The following is a 25,777-nucleotide window of genomic DNA, read 5'->3' as shown; positions in this document are numbered from 1 at the left end:
AATATGTCAGCTAAAAATTGTGATACTCATAATAGGTTTCGAGATAAAACAATAGCTTTTCGTGTTTCTTCAGAAGAGGACAAACAGATCAACACTGTTGTAGAGCTTTCAGGAATGACAAAGCAGGATTACATTACATCCAAGTTGCTTGACCGAACTATTTATGTGAAAGGCAACTGTAAAGTCCATAGAGCCGTTTATGATAAACTCAATGAGGTGTTGGCTGAATTACAGCGAATTGAAAACGGAGGAACGGTAGATGATGAGCTGATGGCAAATGTAAAATTGATTGCAGGAATCATTGATAATCTGTATATCAAAAGCGCTATCTGACAATGAAGTCCGGTTGACGAAACCGGACTTTTTGTTTATAATGATTTAACGATTTCTACACACCTAACCTCATAACCGTGTGGTATCATTTCTTTGCAGTAATTGCAACACTTTTTGCAACACGAGGGACGATAAATAAAATACGACATAGAAAAATGCTCTCAAAAACGCCTGAAATGATAGGAAAACGAACTGAAAATAGGGTGTGGGAGAATATTGTAAAAGAGTGGGAATAAGCAAAAAGTGGATATGAGGGCCCGCAAACCCTTGAAAACACTGACTTTTTGATTTTTAAATTCCCCATTTGATAGCAGATTGATAGCACTCGTCAAATCCTGATTTATTGAGTTTGAAAAGAAAAATCGGGTGGCTTGCGAGTAGCCTAAAAATCCTCATCTTTTTATTCATAAGTAAAAGGTCTAACTGATTTTTGCTGATCAGTTAGACCTTTTTTATTTTGCTCTCATTTATCTGAATTTTCTGATTTTGCGCAACAAATGGCCTCTCCCGTGGCCTACAAGTGAGAGGGTCAGATCAGACTCTCCGGCGGAACCTTGGCGTGAATCTGGCTGCTGTCGTACTCCGGGTAGTGGTAACGCCAGCGGTCGTACTCCTCATGGGAGATCTCACCGGCCTCTAGTTTGGCTGCCTGTTCCCGCCAGGCCCAGAGCATTTCATGCAGCCGGGCAGCATCCTTGTTTTTGCGGAAATCTACCTGCAAGGCAAGCTCACCATCCTGCTCCGTGATCTTCAGACCGTAGTTGTCCTCCAGGGTAAATAGGGTGTGCATGAGCCCCACATAGGAGTCTATGTCCGGGACAGAAAGGGCGTGGGGAGAGACATCCAGTACCTGGGCCAGGGCAGCAGTCAGATCGGCCTTAGGGGTTCTTGATCCTGTTTCGTACTGCGCCAGGCGCACATCGGCAGACTTCTCCGGGAAGCCCAGCGCCATACCAAGATATTTCTGCGTCATCCCCCGTAGGAGACGGAAAAAGTGAATCCGTTCGCCAATCGCCATACATCCAGCTCCCATCTATGGTTGTTGTTATAAGAAACATAGCATATTTGCTTAGTTTTGTCAAGATAATCTAAGCAAATTTATTTAACAATATTTCTTTCAAAAGGCTTGAACTAAGCTTATATGTATAGTATTATGAGAATACTAAGCGGATAAGCTTAGATAATATAGCGCATCAAATGGCCCGCCAGATTTTTGGTTGCGAAACTGAAAAAAAGTGGCGGACATAAGTAAGGAGGCATTTATGGAACACAACACTTGCAGGCCACAGTCACCAACAACAAGGAAAGGAAGGTATTTATCATGGCAAACCAGATTTTTATGCGCGTCAATGAAGTGGCCGAGGAGCTGGGGGTATCCGTCCCCTACGCCTACAAGCTCATCCGGCAGATGAACGAGGAACTGGCGAAAACCGGCTGTATCACTATCTCTGGTCGGATTGACCGCAAGTTCTTCCACGAGAAGTTTTATGGCACGAGAACCGAGACGGCGAGAAAGGGGGAGTAATTATGGCAGCGTTCAAGAACAAGGACAACGGCACCTGGTATGTGCAGTTCCGCTACACCGACTGGAAGGGAGAGCGTCAGCAGAAGCTCAAAAGGGGCTTTGCCACCAAGCGAGAGGCGCTGGAATGGGAACGGGAGTTCCTGATGGAGAAGCAGGCCGATGTAAACATGACCTTCGAGAGCTTCGTTGCTCTCTATGAGAGGGACAGTAAGCCCAAGTTGAAGCTCAACACCTGGCTCACCAAGGAGAGCATCATCAAAAAGAAGATCCTGCCCTATTTTGCCAAGCGGAAGCTGTCAGAAATCACGGCCAAGGACATCATGCGCTGGCAGAACGAGATCCGGGAAATGCGGGACTGCCACGGCAAACCTCTGTCCAAAACCTACCTTAAGACGGTTCACAATCAACTTAGCGCCATTTTCAACCACGCTGCCCGATTTTACGGCCTGAATATCAACCCGGCCCGGCAGGCGGGCAACATGGGGGCGGAAGAACGAAAGGAGATGCTGTTCTGGACCCGGGAGGAGTACACCAAGTTTTCCGAGGCTATGATGGATAAGCCGCTGTCCTTCTACGCCTTTGAGGTGCTTTACTGGTGCGGCATTCGGGAAGGAGAGCTGCTGGCTCTGACCCCGGCAGACTTCGACTTTGAGAAGCGCACTCTCACCATCAACAAGTCGTACCAGCGGTTCAACAAGCAGGATGTTATTACCACGCCCAAAACGCCCAAGAGCAACCGGGTGATCCAGATGCCCCAGTTCCTGTGTGACGAGTTGCAGGACTACCTCAAGCAGCTCTACGGCGTGGAGCCAGACAGCCGGATGTTTCCCATCAGCAAAAGCTATCTTCACCGGGAAATGGAGCGTGGCTGCAAGCAAACAGGGGTGAAAAGGATTCGCATACACGATTTGAGACATAGCCACATCAGTTTGTTGATCGACATGGGCTTTACCGCTCTGGCCATCGCGGAGCGTGTGGGGCATGAGAGTATCGACATCACTTACCGCTACGCCCATCTGTTTCCCACCCGCCAAGCGGAAATGGCTGACAAGCTGGATTCACTGAAGAATGAGAAAGGAGTATAAGAAAATGTCCAAGAAGAACTATGACAACCACAACCGCTGGAGAAACAAGACGGTGGCCTTCCGGGTGTCGGCGGAGGAAGATCTCCAGCTGGAAGCCCTGGTGAAGCTCACCGGCCTGACCAAGCAGGACTACATCATCCGGCGGCTGCTAGAACGGGATGTGGTGGTCCAGGGCAACCCCAGGGTCTACAAGGCCCTGCGGGATCAGCTGATCGCTGTGCTGGACGAGCTGCGCCGGATCGAAGCTGGACAGGGCGTAAACAACGAGCTGCTGGACACCATCCAGATGATTGCTACCATTATGAACGGGATGCAGGAGGATTTTGCCTATGACCGATGATAAAAAGAAAATGACCGCCCAGGGCTCATCTGTTGGCGCAGATGATGGGCAGTCAATCTCTCAAAATTCCAAGACCACTATACCAGACCCGGACGAAAAAAGCAATTCCCCGGAAAGAGATTTGGAGGAACTTTACCGGAAAATGCGCCGCATGAGCGACCCGGACTACCTCCATACTGTGACCTTAGACGAGCTGATGGACAATGTGTTCCAGGGCAAGTCTGCGGTGATTGAGAACCTGCTCTACACGGGAGCGTACATTCTTGCCGGAGCGCCCAAAATCGGCAAGTCCTTCCTGGTGGCGCAAATCGCCCACCATGTCAGTACCGGGCAGGATTTGTGGGGCTACAAGACCCATCAGGGCACTGTCCTCTACCTGGCGTTGGAGGATGACGAGAGCCGTTTACAACGCCGGATGTTCCGTATGTTTGGCGTAGAGGGGACAAGCTCCCTCCACTTCGCTACCAGCGCCAAGATGCTCGGCAGCGGCCTGGATGAACAGTTGGAAAAGTTCGTCCGGGAACACAGTGATACCAAGCTGATTATTGTGGATACCCTGCAAAAAGTCCGTGAGGCAGTGAGCGACAGTTACAGCTACTCCAGCGACTATGAGGCGATCGGCAAGCTGAAGCAATTTGCTGACCGATATGGCGTCTGCGTCCTGATCGTCCACCACACCAGAAAACAGCCTGCGGGAGACAGCTTTGAAATGATTTCCGGCACCACGGGCTTGCTGGGATGTGCGGATGGGGCGCTCCTGATGCAGAAGGAAAAGCGGACAGATAGCAGGGCCACCTTGGAGGTGGTAGGCAGAGACCAGCCGGATCAACGGCTGTATCTGAGCAAGGATCAGGAGAACCTGGTTTGGAGCCTTGACCATGCGGAGAATGAGCTTTGGAAGCAGCCTCCAGACCCGGTGCTGGAAGCCGTGGCAAAGATTGTATCCTCCGAGAACCGCGAATGGGAAGGCAGTCCCACCGAGCTGGCCCAGGCGATTCAAACGGATATGGCGGTAAACCGGCTCACCAAACATCTGAATGTGAATGCCAGCCGACTGTTGGAAGAACATCAGGTGAAGTACGAGAACAAAACCAAGCACACCGGACGGCGTATCCGGCTGACCTACATGGTGGTGGAAGCACCTGCGTTTGAAGTAATCGAGTAAAGCGCGACGCTCGCAACGGTCGCGACGGTGTTTTGAGGGGTACTCCTAGCATCGTTGCGACCGTCGCCACCGTCGCGGAACGAAAAAACCGGGATGGTATTTTGCCACCCCGCCTTCCAAAGGACATAGCAAAAAGGGGTGAGCGATTCACGCACCCCTATGCTCCAAAACGGGGTACTAGGTACAGACGAAAAAGCGTTCGGAGAACGCGTAGTCACAGAATGAAATTCTGTGTTCAAAAGGGGGTTTGGGGGCACTGCCCTCAACAAGCAGACGGCAGGAAATGTGAGTGTGTATTAACACTCGCATTGCTTGCCGATAGTGTGTGTGGCTATCCACACGCATTGCTTGCGGGTAACTAAAACAACCGAAACGGCTCTTGTGCCGCTGCGGAAAACTAATTGAAATTTAAGCATTGGGAGGTAACGAGTATGAGAAAGATTTTGTCTTGTGAGTTTAACCTGGATACTGCCTGCGTGGAGCTGCACATGGAGGACGGGACGCTGCTCTCCATCGACTGCACCGCCGTGGAGAACGAGGCGGCGAATAGTATGTACCAGCGGTCGGAATTGGACTGGCTGATCTACAACGATCCGCTGGCCTATGCCGAGCTGATTTTGAATGGGGACCCTGAATTATATCTAAAAGCAGTAATACAGAAAAATCCGTTAGATTGATGGCAAAGAAAATCCGCCAGAAGCAGCACTCTAAAAGGTGCGCCTCTGACGGATTTTTTACATTTTATCAATCAAAGCAAATACAACAGCCTGCTGTTCTTCACTTAGCCTTGACCAGCGTTCCAGAAGCTTTTTCTGCGCCTCAGTCAAGGAAACAGGTGCATCTTCTTCGGCAAACAGTTGAGACAGCGTAATGCCAAAGGCTGTGCAGATTTTCTCCAGGGATGGAATGGTCGGAACCATGTTCTTGCGATACCATGAGGAGATCGTGGATTGCGGCAAACCGGAGCGTTCTGCAAGCTGATACTCTGTCCAGCCCCGCTCCTCTCGATACGCGGTTATAACCGAGAGAATATCCTTCACCTGCATCACTCCTTTGCTTGTGTTCTTCGTAAATTATACTTTGATAAATCGTTGTGATTTAATCATTTATATCGTATAATTTTAACGATAAACACAACCATAAAGGAGGGAGAAATTTGGGCGGAAAAAGCTGTTTCTTTATCGGACACCGAGAGGCATCAGAAGAGATTTATCCGGCATTGTATGCGGCTGTGGAGCAGCACATTTTGGAATATGGCGTTACAGAATTTATCGTTGGCCACTACGGCGGATTTGACCGTCTTGCAGCGTCAGCAGTCAAAGAAGCAAAGCGTTTCTACCCAGAGGTGAGACTTACTTTGCTATTGCCATACCATCCAGCAGAGCGGCCCATCTCAACGCCAGATGGATTTGACGGAACATTCTATCCGCCTGAAATGGAGGGTGTTCCACGCAAGATCGCAATCGTGAGGGCAAATCGCTATGTTGTAGATCATGTAGACTATCTCATCGCCTATGCCTGGCACCCAGCCAGCAACGCGCGGGAGCTGGTTGAATATGCTCGGAAAAGGCAGCGAAATCTCTGCCTTTCCATAACATTGATAAAGCCTGATAATTAGATATCGAGTTGAGTTTTTCACGAAAATGTGATAAAATAAATCCAAGCATTTCTTGCTTTGGAGGGACTAAAATGGCGATTTGTTATGACCGCTTATTCCATCTGATGATTGATAAAAAGATAAGCAACGCACAGCTAAAAGAGAAGGCCGGTTTTAGTGCCAATATTATCACCCGCTTAAAGCGCAATGAGTATGTTTCTATCGAAAGTATCGAGAAGATTTGCCGCGTGATGGAGTGCGGCGTGGACGATATTCTGGAGTTTGTTCCGGAAGAAAAATAAGCAAGAATTTTGACAAAGTGGCTTGATTTTGAAGGTGACTTTCAGGATACAAGATTCTCGCAGGCTGAGAAGCTGTGAAAGATCGGATAGGAGTGTGGCTGTGATGGCAGCAGCAAACAAGACGGTTTGGGGAATCCATACCATGGACGATCCCCTTTTTTTGAATCAGAATCTAATTGCAATCGGCTGGGAAGAGATGGGCGACTTATCGGCTATAAGTACATCCCGTGATGCCTACAAAGAAAAATATATTGCGGCCTATCCGGACGCTAAAAAAGGTTCGATTGCCACAAGTGCCGGAATGCTGTACCGATTCGTTCATGAGGTACAGGAAGGGGACTATGTGGTGTTCCCGTCCAAAATTGACCGTAAGATCAACATTGGGGTCGTGGAGAGTGCCTATTTCTATGAGGCTACCGCAGCACTGTATCCCAATCGCCGGAAAGTAAAGTGGCTTAAACATCTGCCGCGCACAGCTTTTTCCCAAGGTGCTCTGCATGAAGTTGGCTCGGCGCTGAGCTTTTTTCAGGTGAAAAACTACGCAGATGAGTATTTTAAGGCTCTGGATAAAGATTTCAAAGGCAATATTCTGGAGCCGGATACCGATGAGACAGTGGCACAAACAGCGGATGAAATCATCGAGGCTACTCGCGACTTTATCTTGAAAGAGCTGAGCAAGAATCTGAAAGGTTATGATCTGGAGCCGTTTGTCGCAAATCTTTTGCAGGCCATGGGCTACCGCACGATTCTATCTCCGCATGGTGGGGATAGTGGCATCGACATTACCGCCTATAAAGACGAGCTACCGCCCCGTATTGTTGTCCAGGTCAAAAGCCAGGATGGAGACATCAAAGAGACTACCATCCAGTCTCTGAAAGGCGCTATGCGTGAAGGAGATTATGGCCTGTTTGTGACACTGTCCAATTATACCAAAAATGCGCAGAAATACCTGGATAACACCCCGATTATTCGCGGTATTAACGGCACAGAACTTGTGGATCTGGTCTTGAAATATTACGACCAGCTCAGTGTCAAATACCGTAAAATGATTCCTCTGAAAATGGTGTACATCCCCGTTCCGCCAGAGGAATAAAACTGGCATTTAACAAAACGACGAGTGCATCTACTGACAATCTTACTTATGACATGAAAATGTGCAGAACTTGCAAGGGTGGTGAGCCGTGATGAAAAGTAATTTTGAATTTCTTGATAAAGAGTTTCCTGTGTTATCCCAGTTCGGGAAAAAAGCAGAAGCATATCTTTATTCAGATTCAAACTCCTGCTTGATGAAGTTAGGGATGATCGGCGAAACAGTTGTGAACTTGATGTTTACTTATGATCGGATCATGCCTCCTTCCGAAAATACGGCGGTCAATCGGATCGGCGTACTATTCCGAGAGGGCCTCCTTACGCAGGATCTTGTGGATATTCTTCATGCGCTACGCAAGGTGCGCAATAAGGCGGTACATGAGAACTACTCCTCCGTTGAAGAGGGAAAAGTGCTGCTTCAAATGGCGCACAGCCTATGCGAATGGTTCATGCAGACCTATGGTGACTGGAACTATCAGTCTATTCCTTTTGTGATGCCGACTGACTCGCAGAAGCAAGATATTGCAGATACTGACGATGCACAGGAGGAAAGTCTGGTCAAAGAAGCGGAAGAAAAGGCTGCCGCTTCGAATTCTGTCACAAAAGAAAAGCGTCGCCAGCAGGCAGCCAGGGCGGCCAGTCAGCGGCAAAAGACAGAAGCAGAAACGCGCTACATCATTGACCAGCAACTCCGTCAAGTGGGCTGGGAGGCTGATACTGAGAATCTGTGCTTTTCTAACGGAACTCGCCCAACCAAAGGTCGGAATCTTGCCATAGCTGAGTGGCCCACTGACTCAACTGTGGGAAATCACGGCCGTGCCGATTATGCTCTTTTTATTGGTCTGCAATTTGTCGGTATCATTGAGGCAAAAGCGGAGCACAAGGACATTCCCTCCGTGATCGACTATCAGGGGAAAGACTATCCCAGGAATATTCGTGTTGACGATGCCCAATACCAGGTGGGAAACTGGGGCAGCTATAAAGTGCCGTTTACCTTTGCCACCAATGGCAGGCCGTACTTGGAGCAGTATAGAACAAAGTCTGGCATCTGGTTTTTGGATCTTAGGAAACCCTCCAATGTGCCGAAGGCTCTGCGGGGATGGATGAGTCCGGAAAACCTTCTGGACCTGTTGGGGAAGAACATCGACGCCGGCAATCGGGCGCTGGAGCAGATGCCCTTCGATCTGCTGCGGGATAAGGATGGACTGAACCTCCGCGATTATCAGCTGCGGGCTATTCAGGCAGCGGAGCAGACCATCATGGATGGGAAAAATACAGCTCTGTTGGCCATGGCCACCGGTACCGGCAAGACCCGGACGGTGCTGGGCATGATCTACCGTTTCTTGAAAACAGGCCGTTTCAAGCGCATTCTGTTTCTGGTGGACCGCACCGCTCTGGGAGAGCAGGCATTGGATGTATTCAAAGAGGTCAAGCTGGAGGATTTGATGCCCCTGGCGGATATCTATAACATTAAGGGACTGGAAGACAAAGAAATTGAGAGGGAGACTCGTATCCAGGTTGCCACCGTACAGGGAATGGTAAAGCGTATTCTCTACAATGATGGAGAAACCATGCCCGCGGTCAACGACTATGACCTGATTATCATAGATGAGGCTCACCGCGGCTATCTTCTGGACAAGGAGATGGGCGACACGGAACTTCTCTACCGGGATCAGAGGGACTACCAGAGCAAATACCGTAGCGTAATCGAGTATTTCGATGCGGTGAAAATCGCTCTGACCGCGACCCCCGCTCTCCAGACCACCGAGATTTTCGGCCAGCCAGTTTTCAAGTACACCTACCGGGAAGCGGTTATTGAGGGTTATCTGGTGGATCACGACGCCCCTCACGACCTTCACACCAAACTGCGGGATGAGGGCATCCACTATCAATCCGGCGATACCGTGACTGTCTACGACCCGGTGACCGGAGAGATTATCAACAGCGAGTTATTGAACGATGAGCTCAACTTCGATGTGGAGCAGTTTAATAAGAAAGTCATCACCCGTTCCTTCAACGAGACAGTGCTGGCCGAAATTGCTCAAGACATCGACCCAGAAAATCCGGAGGAACAGGGCAAAACCCTCATATATGCTGTGGATGACCAACATGCCGACATGATTGTGGACATCCTCAAGAATATCTATGCAGAATACGGCGTGGACAATGACGCGATTATGAAGATCACCGGCAGCGTGGGCGGCGGCAATCCCAAAAAGGTACAGGAGGCCATCAAGCGATTCAAGAATGAGCGCTATCCAAGTATTGCTGTCACTGTGGACCTGTTGACTACCGGTATCGATGTGCCGGAGATCACCAATCTGGTGTTCCTGCGCCGGGTAAAATCCCGCATTCTGTTTGAACAGATGTTGGGCCGTGCCACCCGTCTGTGCCCCAAGATCCATAAGACTCACTTTGAGATTTATGATCCTGTCGGTGTCTATGAATCGTTGGATGCCGTCAATACCATGAAACCGGTGGTAGCCAACCCGTCTGCTTCCTTTGGACAACTGTTGGATGGTCTCGAGGTACTGGAGGACGAAAAACAGATCGCGTACCAGATCGATCAGATCATTGCCAAGCTCCAGCGGAAAAAGCGAAAGCTGGACGGTAAGACCATGGAGCATTTCGTCAGCATAACGGGCGGCATGGACCCAACGCAGTTTATCCAGCAGCTGGAACAGGAGTCGCCGCCGCAGGCCCGTAACCGCATTTTAGCGCATCGGGATCTTTTCGAACTGCTTGGGGAGACCCGGGCCAACGGCAGCCGCCCGGTGATTATCTCCGACGCGCCAGATGAACTGGTCAGCCACACCCGTGGTTATGGTACCGGCAGCCGCCCAGAGGACTATCTGGATGCCTTTGCCGACTATGTAAAGACCCATATCAATGAAATTGCGGCGTTGAACATCGTCTGCACCCGGCCGAAGGAGCTAACCCGAGCGAGCTTGAAGGATCTGCGCCTGACGCTGGATCGAGAGGGCTTTACCACCCAGCAGCTTAACACCGCCATTTCGGAGCTGACCAACGAGGAGATGGCAGCGGACATCATCAGCCTGATTCGCCGGTATGCCATCGGTTCCACCCTTATCAGCCACGAAGCCCGCATCCGCCGGGCGGTGGACAAGCTGAAAAAGGCTCACAAATTCACTGCCATTGAGCAAAAGTGGATTGGCCGTATGGAAAAATACCTCATGGAGGAATCTGTCCTCAATGTAGGCGTGTTTGATGAAGATACCCGTTTCAGAAGTGAGGGCGGATTCAAGAAGATCGACCGGATTTTCCAGAACAAGTTAGCAAGCATCGTGCTGGAACTTAACGAATATCTGTACGATGATGGAGGAAGAAGCGCGTGAGTGAAAATCAATTTATGAATACAGTTTTTTCGGCAATGGTAAATCAAGCTATTCAAAATAGAGGAAACTGGGTTAGCCCTCTTCCTCAGGACCAGGAAGAAGCCCAAAAGAAAATTTTAGATGCCATTCATGATCTGGTAGAGAACAAAGCTAAAATAAAGCCCGAATATCAGGCCCAAGTTTTTGAAGCGATGGTATTAAAATTTGCTGCTGAAACCAACTGGTATAACGGAGGAGACCGTGCATGACTACACAGGAAATTGTATCCAAGCTTTGGAACCTCTGCAATGTGCTGAGGGATGACGGCATCACCTATCACCAGTATGTCACCGAGCTTACTTACATTCTGTTTTTGAAGATGGCAAAGGAGACGGATAAAGAAAGTAAATTTGCAGAGGGAATCACACTGCAAGAAAGCAAGGATGGTCAAGAGCTCACCCCCGAGCAGAAAACACAAAACCATGAAAAACAGATTGTCATGGAGTATAGCTGGGACAAGCTGACCAGCAAATCCGGTATTGAGCTGTATAAGTACTACAAAGACTTGCTTCGCCTGTTTGGTACCCACTGCACGGGGCGAGTGCGGGAAATCTACCAGGGCGCTATGACCAACATCGACGAGCCCAAGAACCTGGAAAAGATCATCACCACCATTGACGGCCTAGACTGGTACTCTGCCCGGGAAGAGGGACTGGGCAACCTGTATGAGGGTCTGCTGGAGAAAAACGCCAACGAGAAGAAATCCGGCGCGGGCCAGTACTTTACCCCTCGTGTCCTTATTGATGTGATGACCCGGCTGGTGAAACCCCAGCCAGGCGAGCGGTGCAACGACCCTGCTTGCGGTACCTTTGGTTTTATGATTGCCGCCCATCGGTATGTCAAGGAGCACACCGATGATTTTTACGATCTGGATGCAGACCAGGCCAAGTTTGAACGGGAAGAAGCCTTCACCGGCTGCGAATTGGTTCACGACACCCACCGCCTGGCTCTGATGAATGCCATGCTCCACGACATCGACGGCCAGATTTTGCTGGCTAATACTCTGTCCAATGAGGGAAAAGTTCTTCGTGACTTCGATCTGGTCCTTACAAATCCGCCCTTCGGTACTAAGAAGGGCGGCGAGATCGCCAGCCGGGACGACTTTACTTTCCCCACCAGCAACAAGCAGCTGAACTTCCTCCAACATATCTACCGCAGCTTGAAGGCTAACGGCAAGGCCCGGGCCGCCGTGGTACTGCCGGACAATGTGCTTTTTGCTGACGGAGACGGTGAGAAGATCCGCTGTGACTTGATGGATAAGTGTAATCTGCACACCATTCTCCGCCTGCCCACTGGCATTTTCTACGCCCAAGGCGTCAAGACCAATGTGCTGTTCTTCACCCGTGGCAAGAGCGACAAAGGCAACACCAGGGAGGTCTGGTTCTATGACCTGCGCACCAATATGCCCAGCTTTGGCAAGACCACTCCGCTGAAAACCGGGTATTTTGCGGACTTTGAGAAGGCTTACGAGGCTGAGGACCGCCATGCTGTGCAGGACGAGCGGTGGAGTGTCTTTACTCGGGAGCAGATTGCAGAAAAGGGCAACAGCCTGGATCTGGGACTCATCCGGGATGGCTCTGTGCTGGATTACAATGACCTGCCCGACCCGGCAGAGAGCGCTGAGGAGGCCGCCGCCAACCTGGAAGAGGCTGTGGACCTGTTGATGAGCGTGGTGAAGGAGTTGCGGGCACTGGAGGTGCAGGACTGATGGCGAGAGGAAAGAAAAAGGAATCCCTGACACCCGAAGAGCGATTGCAGGCGGCATTGGTACCAGAGAGTGAACAGCCGTATCCAGTGCCGTGGAATTGGTGTTGGACAAGGATGGAAAATATTGCACAATGGGGATCGGGTGGAACTCCTTCAAGAAAAATACCTGAGTATTATAGTGGCGATATTCCGTGGATAAAGACCGGTGAGTTAAATGATGATTATATTTTTGAAACGGAAGAACATATAACGGAGGAAGCGATTTCTCATTCGAGCGCAAAACTATTTCCAGTAAATACAGTCGCAATTGCTATGTATGGTGCTACCATTGGAAAAGTTGGTATACTGGGTATTGCTGCGACTACAAATCAAGCATGTGCCTGTGGCGTTTCCAATCCTTCAGCAAACTATAAGTATCTTTTTTATTATGCTCGTTCTCAGAAAGATAACTTTATAAAGAAGGGTAAAGGCGGAGCGCAACCAAATATTTCGCAGGAAATCATTAAATCTCATGAATTCCCTTTGCCACCTCTATCTGAACAACATCGCATTGTCGACCGCATTGAAAGCTTGTTTGCCAAACTGGATGAGGCGAAGCAAAAGGCGCAGGATGCGTTGGACAGCTTTGAAACCCGCAAAGCCGCCATCCTCCATAAAGCCTTCACCGGCGAGCTCACCGCCCAATGGAGAAAAGAACACGGTGTGGGGATGGAGAGTTGGAGAACAGTCACTTTCAAAGATGCGTGCCTAAAAATCACAGATGGAACACATCACAGCCCGGTCAATACACCAACTGGTGAGTACATGTATGTAACGGCAAAAAATATTAAGGAAACCGGAATTGATTTAACCAATATAACATTTGTCTCCAAAGATGTACATGATGAAATATATAGTCGTTGTGATGTGCAATACGGAGATGTTCTTTACATAAAAGATGGAGCGACTACTGGAATAGCGACAGTAAATACCATTGAAGAACCGTTCTCTTTACTTTCTTCTGTTGCTGTATTGCGTCCTGACAAAAAACAAATTATGGCCGAGTATATGGTATATAACCTTAACTCATCCAAAACAAAAGCAATGATGATCAATAATATGTCAGGAAACGCCATAACAAGATTAACACTAAGCAAAATAAAAACGGCTCCAATTACAGTTTGTTCATTAAATGAGCAAGCCGAAACCGTCCGCCTCCTAGACAATCTCCTCGCCAAAGAGCAGCAGGCCAAGGAAACCGCCGAAGGGGTGCTGGAGCAAATCGACCTTATCAAAAAATCCATCCTCGCCCGCGCCTTTCGCGGTGAGCTGGGCACCAACGACCCCAGCGAGGAGAGCGCAATTAAATTGTTAGAACGAAGTTTTTCGGAAACAATAGAAAGTGAAAAAGTAAGACATAAACAAGTTTCCAAGCAAAAAGCAGAGGTGGTTTTTGTGCCCAAGACAATAATGGAAGCACTAGCAACGGGTGTGCGTCTAACTCCTGAAAATTTGAAGAGAGAAACAGAGCTTCCAATTGATGATTTCTATGCACGGTTGAAAGAGCTAATTGACAATGGCAGTGTTGTAGAAAGTAGAGAAAATGGAGAATCCTACTTGGAGGCTGCAAATGAGAATAGACAAGCTGAAAATCAACGACTTTAAGAATCTGAAAGATTTCCAAATTGATATCGATGAGTCGCAATTGACATCTGTGTTTATTGGTCGCAACGGTGCAGGCAAATCAAATCTTTTGGAAGCAATTGTAATTATCTTTCGGGATTTAGATCTTGGCGTATTTACCAAAGATTTTTCTTATGAAATACTCTACAGATGTTCCGGCCACACTGTGCAAGTAAAAAATAATGTAAGCGAAAGTAAGCAGGAGCTTCTTGTGGATGGTAAGGTGCTCGCTCGCACAAATTTCTATAAACAGAAGCGAGAGTATTTGCCAGAGCATGTTTTTGCATATTATTCCGGACCAAGTAACCGCCTGGAAAAACATTTCGCCAAGCATCAAAAACAGTTTTACAGGGCGCTATTAGATGGAGATAATGAAACGCTCCGTCCGTTGTTTTATGCCCGTCTCATTCACAGCAACTTTGTTTTACTGGCCTTCTTCTCTTTTTTTGAGGAAAAGAACCAGGAATTTTTGAGAAAATATTTTGAGATAGACTCTGTCGAATCAGTACTTTTCGTGCTAAAAAGGGCAGAGTGGGTAAAGGGAAAAGCTCACCCCAAAGCGGATTTTTGGGGTGCCCGCGGAGTAGTGCGAGAGTTTCTCGATAATTTGTACGAATATGCTTTGGCTCCTTTGAAAGAAACTGAATCGTTTGAGGAGGGGATAAAAACTGTAAAAAAAGAAGTCACATATCTCTATTTGAAAGATCAGGAAAAGCTACAGGCCTTTGCAGAAAAATACAGGAACAATGTTGAATTTTTCAAAAATCTTGAGAGCACATATATTTCTGATCTAATAGAGGAAGTTCGCATCAAAGTTAGGAAAACAGATGGGACGATTATCACTTTTAACGAACTGAGTGAAGGCGAACAACAACTCTTGATGGTATTGGGTTTATTGAAGTTTACTCAGTCCAAAGAGTCTTTGTTTTTATTGGATGAACCAGATACTCATTTGAACCCCGCTTGGAAATTTGACTATTTAACGCTTATAAAAAATGTTGTTGGGCAAAGTGAAAGTAGTCAGGTCATCATTTCTACGCATGACCCGATTGTAATCGGTGGGTTAAATAAAGAAGCGGTAACGATTTTCGACCGTACACCTAATGGAACTACTGTAAGAATGCCTGAAGTTGATCCAAAAGGTATGGGAGTGGCCGGACTGTTGACCAGCGATCTATTTGGGCTGCCCACAACACTTGATAATGAAACACAGAACAAGTTGGATCGAAAATTACAGTTGCAATATAAAAAAGAAAATGAGCGGACGCTCAAAGAAAGTGCAGAGCTTACTCAGTTGACCCAAGAATTAGAGCAGCTTGGTTTCTCAAGAACTACTAGAGATCCCCTATATGGGCAATTTCTTGAACATCTTTATTCTCGACCAGAGTTTCAAGATAAGCCCATTACAGATGTCGAGCGAAAGAAAATGACGGAACTAATGGATGATATTTTGGAAGAGATATTGGAGGAGGAAGACAAATGATTTTTATTGATTTGTTTGACAATCCTCCTTCTCCAGAATTAATTGCCGAAGGAGAACGACTCACAAGAGAGTTAATGGAGCTCCCGCCTGATCAGAGAAATGATTTTATCGATCGGCATGACGCCTATTGGGGAAAATTGAAGGCACATTATATGGATTTATCCCATGGAAAGTGCTGGTACACGGAAGCCAAAGAAATTGCATCGCATTTTCACATGGATCACTTTCGACCCAAAAAGAAACCAATAGAGCTAAAGAAAAATTGTGAAATAGAAACAGCCACCAGTACGGAGGCGTATTGGTGGTTGGCATTCGACTGGAAGAACTATCGGTTGGCTGCGTCGATTCCTAATACTAGTAAAGGTTCATATTTTCCTTTAAAGAAAGGTACACATGCTATAACTGAAGGTGAAGAGATCGCTGAAGAATGGTATGGTTTGCTTGACCCTACAGATATGTGTGATGTATCGTTAATTGGGTTTGGATTAGACGGAAAGGTTTATCCGGCATGTAGCGATGTTACCTGCTGGGATGCACTTAGAGTTTGCTTATCGGTGAGAGTTTTTGATTTGAACAATGTAGCATTGGTAGATGCACGCAAAGAAATCCAACAGATTTGCAAAACTAAAATTGAGCTAATTAAACAAGCTTACCGAGAATATGCTCAAACGAATTCTCAGGGATATAAGGCAATGTTCAAAAAATATGTGACTGAATTGCGTGAGATGACAAAGCCAACTGCAGAATTATCGGCTGTAGCACGAAACTACATACGAAATGATCCAGAAGAATTCATCCGCAATATTGCCTGCTAACATGTCTTCAGAGAATATGATATCACGCTACAATATATAATGCGGTTAGCTGGTTGGTATCTGATTCATGACAAGGGGGAATATAAAGATTAGAGTGAGGATGGCTCATTTTCACTGGAAAATAGCCATGGATTATGCTATAATACTCATAAGCCACCCAATCACCCTTCTCAAGCAAAACCCCTGATAGGATGGCCCGGATAGATTTTTGATAGCAAAAGTCCGAATAGACCTTAGGATAAGGATAATCTGCATCAAATAAAACCACGTCGAGTCAAATCCTCTATACAAAAAAGTTTAGAAATGGATTTAACTCGGCGAGTTCGAATGATTTCAGAGGCCCGAAAAAGCCCGTGATTACTGGATTTTCTAAACTGGTATTTCCTTTATCGCAATATTTTTATTACCCATAAAAAAGAGCCAACCGATTTTATTTTAAATTGGTTGGCTCTTTTCTGTCTGCAAGACAAGCTGTTGATACGTGGAGCAATGCTGAAATATTTTTCCAAGTTTTTCCTCACCATAATATGAATTATTAAGAGATTCATTATTTCTCATAAATCATTGCCTCTTTCCTATCATGCGTGGTATAATTTTTAAATAACGGAGAGCCGCAGCAAACTCACTTTCCGTGTCGTAGTGTTATTTTATAATCTACACTGATAAAAATAAAGATAAGGAGACGTCAGCATGGGTATGGATTTAAGAAAGCTACAAAACGGAAGCGATATCCGAGGGATTGCCGTCGATGGAGTAGTCGGTGAAAAGGTGAACCTTACCGATTCCACTGTATTTTTGCTTGCCAAGGCATTTGCTCTTTGGCTGGGGCAACGTGCCAAAACGCCACTGACCATTGCTGTGGGACATGATTCCCGCATTTCTTCTCCGGCGTTAAAAAAAGCTGCTTGTGATGCTTTGATCAAAATGGGTTGCCATGTATTTGACTGTGGATTGGCTTCCACCCCATCTATGTTTATGTCGACTGTCTTTCCTCAGTTTGACTGCGATGGTGCTATTATGATTACAGCAAGCCATCTGCCCTATAACCGCAATGGCATGAAGTTTTTCACCAAAAAAGGTGGATTGGATAAAACCGATATCTCTGCCGTCATCACCTTTGCAAACGGCGAAATTGCTGAACCTGGCGGAGGTTCCCTGCAGGAGGCTGACCTGATCGGTGTGTATTCTGATTTTCTGGTACACACCATCCGCAAAGGTGCCAAAATCCGAGAGCATTATGAACAGCCTTTGGCCGGCTTGAAGATCCTTGTAGACGCTGGCAACGGAGCTGGTGGATTTTTTGTAGAGAAAGTTTTGAAACCTCTGGGCGCCGATACCACTGGGAGCCAGTTCTTGGAACCGGATGGCACCTTCCCCAACCACATTCCCAACCCGGAAAACGAAGAGGCCATGCAGTCTATATCGGCGGCTGTCCGCAAATACAAGGCGGATTTGGGTATTATCTTTGACACTGACGTGGATAGAAGTTCCGCTGTGGATAAAAATGGACGTGAGATCAACCGCAATGCTATTATCGCCCTGGTCACCTCCATTATTTCGGAAAGTCACCCAGGAACAACCATTGTAACCGATTCTGTCACCTCAGATGAATTAACCGATTTTATCGAGAAAAAATGTGGTTGTGTCCATCATCGGTTCAAGCGGGGTTACCGCAATGTAATCAATGAGGCTATCCGTCTTAACGATACCGGCGTGGATTGCCAATTGGCCATTGAAACCTCGGGACATGCCGCCCTGAAAGAAAACTATTTTTTGGATGACGGTGCTTTTCTTACCGCTAAAATTTTAATTAAAGCTGCTCAGATGGCCCAGGAAGGCAAATCAATCGATAGCCTGATCTCTGATCTACGCCATCCCCTGGAAAGTGAAGAAATCCGGATCAAAATTCTGGCAGAGGATTTCTCGGTCTACGGAAAAATGGTGCTGGAAACTGTGAAAGCTTACGCCGACAGCCATGCCGACTGGCAGGTAGCCCCAGTTAATTATGAAGGCATCCGTGTCAACTTCGGCAAGGAAGATGGCAATGGTTGGATGCTTGTCCGGATGTCCCTTCACGATCCCCTGATCCCCATTAACATAGAGTCCAATTCACCCGGTGGCTGCAAAGCCATGGCCCGCAAGCTTTTGGAGGTCATTGGTACCGGCTTCACCCAACTAGATCTTACCCCGCTCAGCGATTTCGCCCAGGCATAAATCATCTAAAATCAATTGATACATAGCTTTAGTCAAAAGGAGTGTTTCCCTTTTATGAAATTCTCTCCCTCTCTCATGTGCATGGATGCTCTGGATATCAGAAACGGCATCCTTTCCATCGATAAAAAGGCTGATCTTTATCATGTGGACATCATGGATGGCCACTTTGTTCCTAATCTTGCCATGTGTCCGTCCCAAGTGGCCGCCATCCACAGTATTTCCCGTGTCCCCATCGACTGCCACCTGATGGTAGATCGTCCCCAGGATTATGTGGACCTTCTCATCAAAGCCGGCGCCACCTATATTTGTCCTCACGCCGAGACCCTGGGAGGCCAGGCTTTCCGCCTTTTCTCTAAAATTAAGGAAGGCGGTTGCAAGGCGGGAGTCGTTCTCAATCCAGAAACCCCATTGAGTGCCATCCAGCACTATCTTTCCCAGATTGACATGTTGACCATTATGACAGTGGACCCAGGGTTTGCGGCTCAGCCCTTTATCTGGGAGATGATCGAGAAGATCCGGGAGGCCAAAGCACTGCGGGAAAAATATGGTCTGAACTTCCTAATTCAATCTGACGGCGGCTGCAACGAGGCCACCTACAAAGCGCTGACGGAAGCAGGCGCTGATGCCATGGTCATGGGGTCAACCAGCCTGTTTGGCAAGAGCCAAGATCTCTCCGAAGCTTGGGATAAAATGGTACAGGCTTATCAAAAGGCAATCCAATAACAGAGAAAGGATGGTGGCTCTCTCGATGGCAGATCAGTCCTATGTATTGGGCATAGACATCGGCGGTACGAATTTCCGTCTGGGATTGGTAAAATCCGATCTCTCTATCGACCATTTTGAAAAAAAATCCAGTTCTATTTTGACTGGTGGGGATGGCATAGCAAATCTGGCCCAGGAAATTGACAATTATATCTCCGCTCATACCCAAAAGGAACAGATTGAAGCGGTTGTCGTCGGCTTTCCTTCCTCGGTATCCAAGGATCGTACCACCCTTTATAATACCCCTAATCTTGCTGGATTTAACAATATGGATGTGGCCCACCCTCTTCGGAAAGCGCTGGGGCTACCCGTCTATATTGAAAAGGATGTCAACCTTCTGTTGCTTTACGACATTCACCATCTACATCTGGATCCTTCTAAGAGTATCCTAGGCTTTTATGTGGGCACCGGTTTTGGCAACGCGCTTTATCTCAACGGTGACTTCTATACTGGGAAAAACGGTGCTACCGGCGAGTTAGGGCATATTCCTCTTTATGGGCTGGACAAGCGGTGCAACTGCGGGAATCTAGGCTGTGCGGAGACCATCTGTTCCGGCATGGGCCTGAATGCTATTGCCGCTCAGCACTTTCCAGAAGAGGAATTCTCCAAGCTCTTTGTCAATCACGGGGAAAACGAGGTTTTGCGGCAGTATGTGGCTACATTGGCAATCCCCATTGCCACCGAGCTGACCCTTCTTGACCCCGACTACGCGGTCATCGGCGGCGGGGTAGTCGCCATGGAGGGCTTTCCTCAGGAATATTTCGTCGAGTGTATCAAGGATCGAACCCGTAAGCCTTATCCAGCTTCCAACCTGGATATCCGCTTTTCGAAAGGCGCCCAGCAAAGCGGCGTCATCGGCGGCGCCCTCTGCGCGAGGCGGATCATTTCCCGCCGTACGAAAGACTAAGTTTGTTTTATATTCTCATTACTATAAAAAGGAGGCATTGCTATGATCGCATTTGGAAGCGACCATGTTGCAGTGGAACTAAAAAAAGAAATCATGGAATTTGTCAAAAGCAAGGGATATGAGTGCAAGGATTTCGGCACCTACACCCACGATAGCTGTGACTATCCTGTTTACGGAGAAGCGGTAGCAAACGCCGTAGTTTCCGGCGAATGCGACCGGGGTATCCTCATCTGCGGCACCGGCGTAGGAATCTCCCTGGCGGCCAATAAGGTACCCGGGATCCGGGCTGTGGTTTGCAGTGAGCCTTACACCGCTAAGCTCTCCAAGGAGCACAATAACACCAACATTCTGGCCTTTGGCGCCCGTGTGGTAGGCTCTGAACTGGCCAAGATGATTGTAGAGCAATGGCTGGACGCTGAGTTCCTGGGAGAACGCCACCAGCGCCGTGTGGACATGATTACTGCTATCGAAGAAAAACACAGTAAATAGCATATAAAAAACAGGAGGCCATCCTTGGATGGCCTCCTGTTTTTTATACATTATTTTTTTGTTGGAGGACTTCATTAAACCTTCTGCACTGGGCTCGGTTATAAAGATAAAAGCCCAGCCAGATCAGCCCGGCAATTCCCAACGCGATTCCAACAGAAAGAGCAGCATAGTGGGGCTGAGTCGAAATCCAGCCCATGAAAAAAGCTACACAAACATAAGCCAGCATACCCGAGCCCATATGCACAAGGATCTGTATCGGCATGCTCCAGCCATCTTTGTCATAGACAAAGGACATAATACTGAAGACTATGCCGATGAAAAGTGAGGCCAGAAAGTTTTCCGCATACTGTGCGAAAACTATCTGTAATACTTCTTCTTCCGAAGCGATGACCAGAAAAGCCAGCATGGTCAGATTGAATAAAAACGAACCCAGAGCAACGCCAACCAACAGTCTTTGCACCCATTTCTTCATCGCATTTTCCCTCCCAGACCTAACGCCTTTTTGAAGGCGGGCAGAAATTTTCGTGAAATACATTCTCTCTGTCCTCCTTGGGTAACCAGCTGCATCAGCCCTCCCAAGGTGGGTTCCACACAGCGGATGTATGCCAGATTAACCAAAGCCCCTTTGGAGATGCGCAGAAATTCAGGAGAGAGTATTTCCTCTAGCTCATAAAGCCGGCGCCGGATTTCATAGCATTCCCCCTGCTGGGTATAAGCCATGGTTCTTTCCCTTTCCACCCGGATTAGTTCCAACTTCTCCCGGCGCAACGGAAAGATGCGTCCCTCCCTTTCGCCGTTGAGTGTTCTTTCTTTGCCGCCGGAAAGCCATCTTACCGCATTTTGAATCTCATCGGTTACCTCTGCCGTGTGTATTTCGGCCCAGGGTTCCTGACATCCCGGTTCCAGTTTGATCTCCGTTTTCATGGTCCGCCTCCTCTCGCCTTTATCTTACCCGCTTTTGTCCGTGGTGTCATCCTTTTTCCGGTAAGTGGCTCAAATTGCAGGGTAAAATGCAAAACTGCCCGGAGGAAAATTCCTCCGGGCAGTTTTTTCGTATTGCTCTATTTCTATATTCCAATCTTTTGTCTCTACTTTCCTATTTAGACACCCTCAGCCTTTCCACCAAAGCGGCATCAGGATCCACCACCGCCGTCTGGAAGTTTTCGTAGATCACCATCCCCGGTTTTGCCCCCGGCACCTTTTTCACATTCTTAATCAGGGTGTAATCCACCGGCACCTTGGCCGAATCCCTGGCCCTGCTGTTGTAAGCGGCAATAACGGCCGCCTCCTCCAGCGTCCGGTTGGGGACCTCCCTTCCCTCCGTGAGGATCACCGTATGGGAGCCAGGGATCTTTTGGGTGTGAAACCAGACGTCAAAGTTTCGGCTGTCCTTGAGGGTAAGCCGGTCGTTCTGGATGTTATTGCGTCCGCACAGGATGGTAAAACCGTCGGAAGAACAGTACCGCAGGGGAGGAAGTTTCTCCGGCTTCTTCCCCCTTCTTCGATCGTGGCGGATATATCCCTGCGAGGACAGTTCCTCCCGGATAGCGGAAAGTTCGCTTTCCCCTGTGGTGCGGGTCACCAAATCGAAGACCGATTCAATGTAGACCAGCTCCTCTTCCCCTTTGGTGATGAGCTCTCCCAGCTTTTCCTGGGCGGTGGCCGCCTTCCGATATTCGGTGTAATAATGCTGGGAGTTTTGGATGGGGGTGCGCATGGGATCCAGAGGAATTTCCACCAAAGGGCACCCTTCTTCATAAAAGTTTTGCAGCACCGCCTTGGTCTGTCCTTTCTGGATCTGGTGGGCGCTGGCGGCCAGCAGGTCGCCGTAGATGCGCAGCATATCCCGATTCTCACATTCCCGCAGTTCTTCCCGCTGGGTAGCGATTTTGCGGGTGATCCGCTCCGAAGTGTTCATCAGCATTTTCAGCAGATCGTGGGAGCGCTGTTTCATCCGCTCAATTCGGTCCCGTTCGCTGTAAAAGCTATCCAGCAGCTGGGACGGGCTTGCAAATGGCTGTGTCAGCATACTGGTTCCATACTCATGGACTGGGATAAAAGCAAAGTCTTTCGGCTTTCCCTTAAGATCTGTCACCATGGTGTACTGGGGCGTCCTTTTCTCCACCGTCTCCCCCAGCTGGCCCAAAAAGAAGCGAAGGCGGTCCAGCTGCCCCTCCCTGAGTTCGCTGACCGTCATATCCAGCCCGCGGGTGGCATAGAATGCCGCTTCCCTCGCGATGATGGGGGAAATCCCCTGGATCTGTTCCATCAGGGCTTTAGAAACTTCCACATCCCGGCCAGCCCGCATGCTGTCGATGATGTCATCCGGCGTGTGGCGCAGCAGGCTCTTTTTATTCTGTTGCGGAGGCAGGGTATAGTGCATCCCCGGAAGCACCTGGCGCACAGAGGACATGCTCTCATCAATGCGTTTGACAGCATCCAGAATCTTGCCATCCCGATCGGTGATGATAATATTAGAATGCCGGCCCATAATCTCACAGACGACGGTAATGGTGGTCAGATCCCCCATTTCATTGACCGTTTCAAAGTCGAGAAACAGGATACGTTCCATGCCGTCCTGCCGCACACCAATCAGCTTTCCGGAGCCCAGATGCTTTCGCAGCAGCATACAGAACATGGGCGGGGCTTTGGGATTTTCTAAATCAATCTTTGTAAAATGGATGCGAGGACTGGCAGCCGAGGCGGAAAGGAGCAGTCTCGCCGTTCCACCCCGGAAGCGGAGCACCAGAACAATTTCCTCCCGGGAGGGCTGATAAATCTTATCCACCCGGGCCTCCATCGCCACATCTTCTATTTCCTCCTTGAGAAAACTCAAGTAAATTGCGTCAAGGGCCAAAAATTTTCACCACCTAAAAAGTGTAGACCACCGGGTCCATATTGGATTGTGGCAGGAGAAAACGCACATCGGAAAACCGGGTCTGCAAAAGGCCCCGCAGCCGGGGAATCACCACATTTTCGGTGGCAAAGTGTCCCGCGTCGATGAGAAGTATCCCCAGCCTGTCCGCCTCCAGCCACAGATCATGCTTCACATCCCCCGTGACCAGGGCATCAGCGCCGGCGGCTACCGCACTATGCAACAGGCTGCCTCCTGCGCCTCCGCAGACAGCCACCCGCTGAATCTGTTTGTCGATCCGGTTGGAACGGACCATGGGCGTATCCAAAGCATCTTTGACATGAAGTGAAAACTCTTCCGCCCCCATGTTCTCCTCCAACATTCCAATCCGTCCCAAACCATAGGCAACCTCTATCCCGGCGTTTTCAAAAAGATCGTAGGCCGGCGTCTCATAAGGATGAGCAACCAAGAGGGCCTTGATCACATTATCCTTATCCTTCTCACTGACAATCATCTCGATTTTAAACTCTTCCACCCGCGCAAGCTCTCCCGGCTCGCCTATAAAGGGAGATGCCTTGACAGATGGTCTGAAGGAGCCTTCTCCATCGCTGATGAAGGCGCAATCGGTATATTCTCCCAAGCTCCCGGCCCCAGCACGGGCCATGGCGCCGCGTACCTGCTCCACCTGCTGGGCTGGCACAAAGGTACAGATCTTATAAAACTTTTCCCGGCCGCTGGTCTCGAGGATTTCTATCTGCTGAAGGCCCAGGGCCTTGGCAAGACAGTCGTTGACCCCCAGCTGGGCAACATCCAGATTGGTATGGGCGCAGATGGCCGTCATCCCCTCCTGGATGAGCCGGTAAACCAAATCCCCGGCCATCACACGCTTCTGGGGATGAAAGATTACCGGATGATGGGAGATCAGAAGGTCTGCTCTTTTCTCTACCGCCTCGCTGATAACAGCATCGGTAATGTCCAGAGCCACCATGGCCACCGTCACCGGCTTATCCTGATCCCCAACCAACAGGCCGGAATTATCCCAGCTCTCCTGCCGGGAAAAGGGTGCCAACCCATCAATATACCGGTATATGTCCATCACCTTGGTCATGGTTTTCTCCCCCTTTTTCGATAATCTTCTGAATTTTCTCTACAATTTCGTTATATTCTTTTATTTTATTACTATTTGTATTACTGTTTTTCAGATTTTCTGCAATGTCCTGGGCGATTTTAGCCTGATGGCGCAGGTAATCCCGGGAATCAGGAGCATCATCCCAAGGCAAAGCTCCGGTGAGAGCATAGATCCTGTCCGGGACAAAACGTTTTCCTGTAAAGGTAATGTCCATGACAGTATAAATGAACTTTCCTACCCGGACCCCCCGCTCCCTGTGGATAGTAAAGCCGTTCTCACACAACGCCTTTCGCAGGTCATGGGCCTTGGTCATAGGGGAAAGCACCAGGTGCTTATCCCCTGTCCGCAACCAAGGGGTTTCCAATACAATCCGGGCGATAAGATCCCCGCCCATACCGGCGATCACAATATCGTCGACATCTTCGGAGTCCAGCCCCGCCAGCCCGTCGGTCAAAATCATCCTCATCCCACGGGTGACACCGTACCGGGCCGCGGTTTCCCGAGCCCGTTGCAGGGGCCCTTCGTTAATATCGCAGGCCAGAGCCTGCGGGCACTTTCCCGACGCCACCAAGACCGCAGAAAGATAGCCGTGATCACAACCGATATCCGCCACCCTTTTCCCCGGCCGTACCCACTGGGCAATCAGGGAAAGCCTGGCATCCAGACGGGGGATTTTCTTTTCCGTCACGCCTATTTCTCCAGGAACTTATTGATGCGCTCTACCATTTCGTCTGCATCGACGCCATGGACCATGCAAGCCTCTTCCAGGCTTTCCGCCCGGGAAGCAGGGCACCCTAAGCAGTGCATCCCCATCTGGATCAAGAACTGGGCGGTTTCCGGCTCCATCTGGAGCAGATCGCCGATCAATGTCTCTTTTGTTACCTGTCTTTCCATGTCCATTTCCTCACTTTCTTGATGGCCAAT

Annotated in this window: 27 protein-coding genes; 19 read left to right on the top strand and 8 right to left on the bottom strand. The window is 48.7% G+C overall.

The window, feature by feature from the left end:
* Window positions 1–3: 3 nt before the first annotated feature.
* The gene (locus WGC32_RS09715; RefSeq protein ID WP_342681600.1) at window positions 4–333 is read left to right on the top strand and encodes a plasmid mobilization protein; all 330 of its coding nucleotides are present in this window, start codon (window positions 4–6) and stop codon (window positions 331–333) included.
* Between the two features lie 529 nt (window positions 334–862).
* On the opposite strand, the gene WGC32_RS09710 is transcribed toward WGC32_RS09715, so the two are convergent.
* Window positions 863–1,351: a helix-turn-helix domain-containing protein gene (locus WGC32_RS09710; protein WP_195547965.1), complete on the bottom strand. Its 489-nt coding sequence runs from the start codon at window positions 1,349–1,351 to the stop codon at window positions 863–865.
* 303 nt (window positions 1,352–1,654) lie between these two features.
* Here WGC32_RS09710 and WGC32_RS09705 point away from each other — a divergent pair, with 303 nt between their 5' ends.
* The 5 genes from WGC32_RS09705 (at window position 1,655) to WGC32_RS09685 (ending at window position 5,125) form a co-directional block, all read left to right on the top strand.
* The gene (locus WGC32_RS09705; protein ID WP_087236778.1) at window positions 1,655–1,858 is read left to right on the top strand and encodes a MerR family transcriptional regulator; all 204 of its coding nucleotides are present in this window, start codon (window positions 1,655–1,657) and stop codon (window positions 1,856–1,858) included.
* 2 nt (window positions 1,859–1,860) lie between these two features.
* On the top strand, window positions 1,861–2,943 hold the full coding sequence (locus WGC32_RS09700; RefSeq protein ID WP_342681595.1) for a site-specific integrase: 1,083 nt from the start codon (window positions 1,861–1,863) through the stop codon (window positions 2,941–2,943).
* Between the two features lie 4 nt (window positions 2,944–2,947).
* Window positions 2,948–3,283: a plasmid mobilization protein gene (locus tag WGC32_RS09695; RefSeq protein ID WP_342681593.1), complete on the top strand. Its 336-nt coding sequence runs from the start codon at window positions 2,948–2,950 to the stop codon at window positions 3,281–3,283.
* Window positions 3,273–4,448 carry an AAA family ATPase gene (locus tag WGC32_RS09690; protein ID WP_342681592.1) on the top strand — a complete coding sequence of 392 codons (1,176 nt, stop codon included), beginning with the start codon at window positions 3,273–3,275 and terminating at the stop codon, window positions 4,446–4,448. The genes WGC32_RS09695 and WGC32_RS09690 overlap by 11 nt, the downstream gene beginning before the upstream one ends.
* A gap of 431 nt (window positions 4,449–4,879) precedes the next feature.
* The gene (locus WGC32_RS09685; RefSeq protein ID WP_342681589.1) at window positions 4,880–5,125 is read left to right on the top strand and encodes a DUF6061 family protein; all 246 of its coding nucleotides are present in this window, start codon (window positions 4,880–4,882) and stop codon (window positions 5,123–5,125) included.
* Between the two features lie 57 nt (window positions 5,126–5,182).
* On the opposite strand, the gene WGC32_RS09680 is transcribed toward WGC32_RS09685, so the two are convergent.
* Entirely contained in the window at window positions 5,183–5,494 is a 312-nt protein-coding gene (locus WGC32_RS09680; RefSeq protein ID WP_050624078.1) for a helix-turn-helix domain-containing protein, read from the bottom strand.
* Window positions 5,495–5,604: 110 nt separating this feature from the next.
* Here WGC32_RS09680 and WGC32_RS09675 point away from each other — a divergent pair, with 110 nt between their 5' ends.
* The 13 genes from WGC32_RS09675 (at window position 5,605) to rpiB (ending at window position 20,870) form a co-directional block, all read left to right on the top strand.
* A complete protein-coding gene (locus WGC32_RS09675) occupies window positions 5,605–6,066 on the top strand; it encodes a hypothetical protein (RefSeq protein ID WP_342681585.1) in 462 nt (153 codons plus the stop codon).
* A gap of 71 nt (window positions 6,067–6,137) precedes the next feature.
* The gene (locus WGC32_RS09670) at window positions 6,138–6,347 is read left to right on the top strand and encodes a helix-turn-helix domain-containing protein (RefSeq protein WP_054338619.1); all 210 of its coding nucleotides are present in this window, start codon (window positions 6,138–6,140) and stop codon (window positions 6,345–6,347) included.
* 103 nt (window positions 6,348–6,450) lie between these two features.
* On the top strand, window positions 6,451–7,440 hold the full coding sequence (locus tag WGC32_RS09665; protein WP_087358959.1) for a restriction endonuclease: 990 nt from the start codon (window positions 6,451–6,453) through the stop codon (window positions 7,438–7,440).
* A gap of 91 nt (window positions 7,441–7,531) precedes the next feature.
* Entirely contained in the window at window positions 7,532–10,792 is a 3,261-nt protein-coding gene (gene hsdR / locus WGC32_RS09660) for a type I restriction-modification system endonuclease (RefSeq protein WP_342681562.1), read from the top strand.
* A complete protein-coding gene (locus WGC32_RS09655) occupies window positions 10,789–11,040 on the top strand; it encodes a hypothetical protein (RefSeq protein WP_342681560.1) in 252 nt (83 codons plus the stop codon). The genes hsdR and WGC32_RS09655 overlap by 4 nt, the downstream gene beginning before the upstream one ends.
* Window positions 11,037–12,539 (top strand): class I SAM-dependent DNA methyltransferase, encoded by a 1,503-nt coding sequence (locus WGC32_RS09650; RefSeq protein WP_342681559.1) that lies wholly within the window; start codon window positions 11,037–11,039, stop codon window positions 12,537–12,539. Before WGC32_RS09655 ends, WGC32_RS09650 begins: the two co-directional genes overlap by 4 nt.
* Window positions 12,539–14,182 (top strand): restriction endonuclease subunit S, encoded by a 1,644-nt coding sequence (locus WGC32_RS09645; protein ID WP_342681558.1) that lies wholly within the window; start codon window positions 12,539–12,541, stop codon window positions 14,180–14,182. Before WGC32_RS09650 ends, WGC32_RS09645 begins: the two co-directional genes overlap by 1 nt.
* The gene (locus WGC32_RS09640) at window positions 14,148–15,683 is read left to right on the top strand and encodes an AAA family ATPase (protein WP_342681557.1); all 1,536 of its coding nucleotides are present in this window, start codon (window positions 14,148–14,150) and stop codon (window positions 15,681–15,683) included. Before WGC32_RS09645 ends, WGC32_RS09640 begins: the two co-directional genes overlap by 35 nt.
* A complete protein-coding gene (locus tag WGC32_RS09635; RefSeq protein WP_342681556.1) occupies window positions 15,680–16,498 on the top strand; it encodes an HNH endonuclease family protein in 819 nt (272 codons plus the stop codon). Before WGC32_RS09640 ends, WGC32_RS09635 begins: the two co-directional genes overlap by 4 nt.
* 690 nt (window positions 16,499–17,188) lie before the next feature.
* Complete coding sequence (locus tag WGC32_RS09630; protein WP_342681554.1) at window positions 17,189–18,712, top strand: phosphohexomutase domain-containing protein; 1,524 nt, start codon at window positions 17,189–17,191, stop codon at window positions 18,710–18,712.
* A 54-nt stretch (window positions 18,713–18,766) separates the two neighbouring features.
* Window positions 18,767–19,435, top strand: a complete 669-nt coding sequence (alsE, locus tag WGC32_RS09625) for a D-allulose 6-phosphate 3-epimerase (protein WP_342681553.1) — start codon at window positions 18,767–18,769, stop codon at window positions 19,433–19,435.
* A gap of 25 nt (window positions 19,436–19,460) precedes the next feature.
* The gene (gene alsK, locus WGC32_RS09620) at window positions 19,461–20,381 is read left to right on the top strand and encodes an allose kinase (RefSeq protein ID WP_342681551.1); all 921 of its coding nucleotides are present in this window, start codon (window positions 19,461–19,463) and stop codon (window positions 20,379–20,381) included.
* Between the two features lie 42 nt (window positions 20,382–20,423).
* Window positions 20,424–20,870 (top strand): ribose 5-phosphate isomerase B, encoded by a 447-nt coding sequence (gene rpiB, locus WGC32_RS09615; protein ID WP_342681548.1) that lies wholly within the window; start codon window positions 20,424–20,426, stop codon window positions 20,868–20,870.
* Window positions 20,871–20,913: 43 nt separating this feature from the next.
* Here the strand turns inward: rpiB and WGC32_RS09610 are convergent, their stop codons facing one another.
* The 6 genes from WGC32_RS09610 to WGC32_RS09585 all read right to left on the bottom strand — a co-directional run bounded on the left by WGC32_RS09610 (window position 20,914) and on the right by WGC32_RS09585 (window position 25,747).
* Window positions 20,914–21,342 carry a DUF3021 domain-containing protein gene (locus WGC32_RS09610; RefSeq protein WP_342681547.1) on the bottom strand — a complete coding sequence of 143 codons (429 nt, stop codon included), beginning with the start codon at window positions 21,340–21,342 and terminating at the stop codon, window positions 20,914–20,916.
* On the bottom strand, window positions 21,339–21,794 hold the full coding sequence (locus WGC32_RS09605; protein WP_342681545.1) for a LytTR family DNA-binding domain-containing protein: 456 nt from the start codon (window positions 21,792–21,794) through the stop codon (window positions 21,339–21,341). Before WGC32_RS09605 ends, WGC32_RS09610 begins: the two co-directional genes overlap by 4 nt.
* Window positions 21,795–21,966: 172 nt before the next feature.
* Window positions 21,967–23,727: an Rqc2 family fibronectin-binding protein gene (locus WGC32_RS09600; protein ID WP_342681543.1), complete on the bottom strand. Its 1,761-nt coding sequence runs from the start codon at window positions 23,725–23,727 to the stop codon at window positions 21,967–21,969.
* Window positions 23,728–23,740: 13 nt separating this feature from the next.
* Window positions 23,741–24,832, bottom strand: a complete 1,092-nt coding sequence (locus tag WGC32_RS09595; RefSeq protein WP_342681541.1) for a Nif3-like dinuclear metal center hexameric protein — start codon at window positions 24,830–24,832, stop codon at window positions 23,741–23,743.
* On the bottom strand, window positions 24,798–25,541 hold the full coding sequence (locus WGC32_RS09590) for a class I SAM-dependent methyltransferase (RefSeq protein WP_342681539.1): 744 nt from the start codon (window positions 25,539–25,541) through the stop codon (window positions 24,798–24,800). The genes WGC32_RS09595 and WGC32_RS09590 overlap by 35 nt, the downstream gene beginning before the upstream one ends.
* Before the next feature lie 2 nt (window positions 25,542–25,543).
* Entirely contained in the window at window positions 25,544–25,747 is a 204-nt protein-coding gene (locus WGC32_RS09585) for a DUF1858 domain-containing protein (RefSeq protein WP_191483134.1), read from the bottom strand.
* Window positions 25,748–25,777: the final 30 nt, after the last annotated feature.

It is taken from the genome of Zongyangia acetica (assembly GCF_038739695.1).
Classification (GTDB): domain Bacteria; phylum Bacillota; class Clostridia; order Oscillospirales; family Ruminococcaceae; genus Zongyangia; species Zongyangia gallinarum.
The sequence above is the reverse complement of the archived record's forward strand: the minus strand, read 5'-3'. Positions and strand labels throughout refer to the sequence as shown.

Bases quoted from the DNA above. Each gene is read 5' to 3' on its own strand.
- hsdR (WP_342681562.1), top strand. From the start codon at position 7,532: ATGAAAAGTAATTTTGAATTTCTTGATAAAGAGTTTCCTGTGTTATCC.
- WGC32_RS09670 (WP_054338619.1), top strand. From the start codon at position 6,138: ATGGCGATTTGTTATGACCGCTTATTCCATCTGATGATTGATAAAAAG.
- WGC32_RS09695 (WP_342681593.1), top strand. From the start codon at position 2,948: ATGTCCAAGAAGAACTATGACAACCACAACCGCTGGAGAAACAAGACG.
- WGC32_RS09690 (WP_342681592.1), top strand. From the start codon at position 3,273: ATGACCGATGATAAAAAGAAAATGACCGCCCAGGGCTCATCTGTTGGC.
- alsE (WP_342681553.1), top strand. From the start codon at position 18,767: ATGAAATTCTCTCCCTCTCTCATGTGCATGGATGCTCTGGATATCAGA.
- WGC32_RS09635 (WP_342681556.1), top strand. From the start codon at position 15,680: ATGATTTTTATTGATTTGTTTGACAATCCTCCTTCTCCAGAATTAATT.
- WGC32_RS09605 (WP_342681545.1), bottom strand. From the start codon at position 21,794: ATGAAAACGGAGATCAAACTGGAACCGGGATGTCAGGAACCCTGGGCC.
- WGC32_RS09705 (WP_087236778.1), top strand. From the start codon at position 1,655: ATGGCAAACCAGATTTTTATGCGCGTCAATGAAGTGGCCGAGGAGCTG.
- WGC32_RS09715 (WP_342681600.1), top strand. From the start codon at position 4: ATGTCAGCTAAAAATTGTGATACTCATAATAGGTTTCGAGATAAAACA.
- WGC32_RS09610 (WP_342681547.1), bottom strand. From the start codon at position 21,342: ATGAAGAAATGGGTGCAAAGACTGTTGGTTGGCGTTGCTCTGGGTTCG.
- WGC32_RS09700 (WP_342681595.1), top strand. From the start codon at position 1,861: ATGGCAGCGTTCAAGAACAAGGACAACGGCACCTGGTATGTGCAGTTC.
- WGC32_RS09680 (WP_050624078.1), bottom strand. From the start codon at position 5,494: ATGCAGGTGAAGGATATTCTCTCGGTTATAACCGCGTATCGAGAGGAG.
- alsK (WP_342681551.1), top strand. From the start codon at position 19,461: ATGGCAGATCAGTCCTATGTATTGGGCATAGACATCGGCGGTACGAAT.
- WGC32_RS09645 (WP_342681558.1), top strand. From the start codon at position 12,539: ATGGCGAGAGGAAAGAAAAAGGAATCCCTGACACCCGAAGAGCGATTG.
- WGC32_RS09650 (WP_342681559.1), top strand. From the start codon at position 11,037: ATGACTACACAGGAAATTGTATCCAAGCTTTGGAACCTCTGCAATGTG.
- WGC32_RS09585 (WP_191483134.1), bottom strand. From the start codon at position 25,747: ATGGAAAGACAGGTAACAAAAGAGACATTGATCGGCGATCTGCTCCAG.
- rpiB (WP_342681548.1), top strand. From the start codon at position 20,424: ATGATCGCATTTGGAAGCGACCATGTTGCAGTGGAACTAAAAAAAGAA.
- WGC32_RS09630 (WP_342681554.1), top strand. From the start codon at position 17,189: ATGGGTATGGATTTAAGAAAGCTACAAAACGGAAGCGATATCCGAGGG.
- WGC32_RS09685 (WP_342681589.1), top strand. From the start codon at position 4,880: ATGAGAAAGATTTTGTCTTGTGAGTTTAACCTGGATACTGCCTGCGTG.
- WGC32_RS09640 (WP_342681557.1), top strand. From the start codon at position 14,148: ATGAGAATAGACAAGCTGAAAATCAACGACTTTAAGAATCTGAAAGAT.
- WGC32_RS09595 (WP_342681541.1), bottom strand. From the start codon at position 24,832: ATGACCAAGGTGATGGACATATACCGGTATATTGATGGGTTGGCACCC.
- WGC32_RS09665 (WP_087358959.1), top strand. From the start codon at position 6,451: ATGGCAGCAGCAAACAAGACGGTTTGGGGAATCCATACCATGGACGAT.
- WGC32_RS09710 (WP_195547965.1), bottom strand. From the start codon at position 1,351: ATGGCGATTGGCGAACGGATTCACTTTTTCCGTCTCCTACGGGGGATG.